Origin of the sequence: Sphingomonas sp., from assembly GCF_041661885.1 — a bacterium.
In the GTDB taxonomy this organism is placed as follows: Bacteria; Pseudomonadota; Alphaproteobacteria; order Sphingomonadales; family Sphingomonadaceae; genus Sphingomonas.
On record NZ_JBAZTL010000022.1, the window covers coordinates 1 to 2,583 of the forward strand.

The following is a 2,583-nucleotide window of genomic DNA, read 5'->3' on the forward strand; positions in this document are numbered from 1 at the left end:
TGCGTATTCCGCTCAAGCTGATCGGTAATTCCGGTTGATGCCGATCAGTTGCTCCGGTGATTTTTAGCAGTTTCTAAGTGGCTTGACGCTGGCATGTTGTTTTATCCGACGAGTTTGAGTTGCTTACCTTTTGTTTTCCTCCTTGACTCACCTTTTAAACTTATTTTGTGAGAGTTGTGGATAACTCTGTCTAGTAGGGCATCGGCAATGGTTGGATCAACGATTGCATCATGCCAGTTATCGGTTGGCAGCTGGCTGGTAATGATTAAAGATCGTCTGTCGTAGCGGTCTTCAATGATTTCCAGAAGGTCTTTTCTCTCAGGCATGGTGAGTGGAGTTCGCCCGAAGTCATCGAGTACAAGGAGATCTTTTCGGGCTAACTCAGCCAACCGTCTATGGTAGGAGCCGTCGGCTCTCGCTATGCTCAAGTCTTCAAAGAGTTTAGAGCACCGCAAATATTGAGCAGTAAATCCTTCTCTACAGGCTTTCTGAGCCAATGCACAGGCGAGGTAACTTTTGCCGACACCCGTTGCGCCATCGATCAAAACATTTTGATGCGCACGCAACCAATCGCAATTAGCGAGCGAAAGCAAAGAGCTACGCTCGATGTTGCGACTCCCTTTGAAGTCAAAATCTTCAATGGTGGCTCTTTCAAACAGCTGAGCAGAGCGCAATCTAGTTTGTAGTCGTTTGTCTGATTGCCACGTCAACTGACAGTCAACCATCAGCCCAAGCCGCTCCTCAAACGGCAAGGACTGCGAGTCTGGCATTTCCAGTTGGAGCTCTAAGGCCTTGACCATTCCTCCGAGCCGGAGTTGCTTGAGGGTTTCAATTGTTTGTTGTAGAAGCATTCTGCTCCTCCTTTACGAAGAAATAGCTAGCGCCCCGAAGATTTATGTGTGGCAGTTTCAGTTGAATTGGTTCAGTCTCTGAAGGTAACGGACGTTGATCAAGACCGGTTTTTAGAATTGATTTCACACTGCTGTATGACCAAGCCCTGGTGGCAAAAGCTCGATTGCAAGCTGCGTTTAGACGGTCTCCACCAAATTCCTTGCCTAGCTTCAGAATTCCAATACAGGCTCTGTAGCCTTGCTCTGGATGCGGCTTCGACTCCAGAATGGCTTCAATTAATAGCTTGGTGCCCTGTCCATACATCTCAGCCCAGCCAATTAATCGAGGCGGATTGGCTGTTTGATATTCCCTATGTGACTTCGGCATGTGTTCCGGAAGCGTTGAATGTTTAGCCTTGTGGAAGTCTCTTGAATGGCTTGCTATGCGGCGATGCTTGTGAATTATCTCGACAGTGCTAGCAGTGATTCGAAGTTCTACTTCTTGTTTCGCCAAATGATATGGACAGCTGTACCAGTGCCCTTCAAATTCAACGTGGTAGTCAATGCCGACTCTAGCTTTTCGAAACTCTGCGAATTCGAAAGGCCTTTCTGGTAGTGAATTGAGAGCAGGTTGATCAAGTTCAACAAACATGGATTTGCGAGAACCTGGCATCTTCTTGAATGGGCGATTATTTGCATCTTCAAGAAGTTCTTTGATTGCGACTTTTATCTCGTGCAGTGAGAAGAAAGTACGATTACGCAGCCTAGCCAAAATCCATCGAGTTGCGAGTCCCACAGCTAGCTCCGCTTTCGCCTTATCTTTCGGTTTGCGCACTCGCGCTGGAATTACGGCACAAGAGTAATGCGAAGCCATCTCTAGGAACGTCGTATTTATTATCGGCTCATATCTGCAAGGCTGAGTGATTGTGGCTTTCGGGTTGTCTGGGACGATGATGGCCGGAGAACCCTGAAAGTAATTGAAGGCGTTCACATGGCCGGCGCACCACGACTGGCTAGTTTCGTCGAGAAAAGCGTCGGCAAAGAAGTAGCCACTTGCGCCCAACGCGCAAACAAAAATGTGTACGTCGCTAACTTCGCCGGTGTCACGATCTGTGAGTTTTAGCTTTTTGCCAGCGAAGTCTGAGAAAACCTTCTCGCCTGCTACGTGGTGAATTCTCATCGTGACATTGATGGCCCCAAGCCATTTCTTGTACCTATCGCAAAACTGAGAGAACTGCAGGCCATCTGGATTTTGTTCTTTGTATTCCTGCCAAAGCAGAATTTTAGTTACCCCCTTTCGTTTTAACTCCGTGTGAATATGCGCAAAATCTGGCTCTGGCCTTGCGTTTTGCAGCTCTGCTTGTGGTGGAAAGAGCAAAGCTTCAAGCGCAAAATCATCCAGCCCTTCTGGCAGCGGCCAAGTCAACTTGGCCGCTGCAGCACGAGCTAGGTAGCCGCCAACAGTAGCAGAAGACTTGTGAACGGCCTCTCCGATCTGTCGATGACTAAGACCGCATTGCCTTAATCTGAGAATTTCTCGTATACTTCGCATGGCTAACCTCTTTTGAGGCATGGAAACAACCTTTCTAGTAGTGTTCAAAGGTTGTATCTGTGCCGGTTAGCCAGCGTCAAGTTTTTAGATTTATCTGCTTCTTGCAAGTGATCAGTTTGACCGGAATCACTGATCAGTTTGAATCGGAGAAGGTGATCAGTTTGCTCCGGAATGACCGATCAGTTTGGTCCGGAATACTCA

2 protein-coding genes are annotated in these 2,583 nt (G+C 47.7%); both read right to left on the bottom strand.

Annotated features, from left to right (window positions below; genetic code table 11):
• Window positions 1-101 precede the first annotated feature (101 nt).
• Window positions 102-851, bottom strand: coding sequence for an IS21-like element helper ATPase IstB (istB, locus tag WC704_RS17755; RefSeq protein ID WP_372892379.1), 750 nt, complete (start codon window positions 849-851; stop codon window positions 102-104).
• Complete coding sequence (gene istA / locus WC704_RS17760) at window positions 829-2,382, bottom strand: IS21 family transposase (RefSeq protein ID WP_372892381.1); 1,554 nt, start codon at window positions 2,380-2,382, stop codon at window positions 829-831. The genes istB and istA overlap by 23 nt, the downstream gene beginning before the upstream one ends.
• Window positions 2,383-2,583 lie beyond the last annotated feature (201 nt).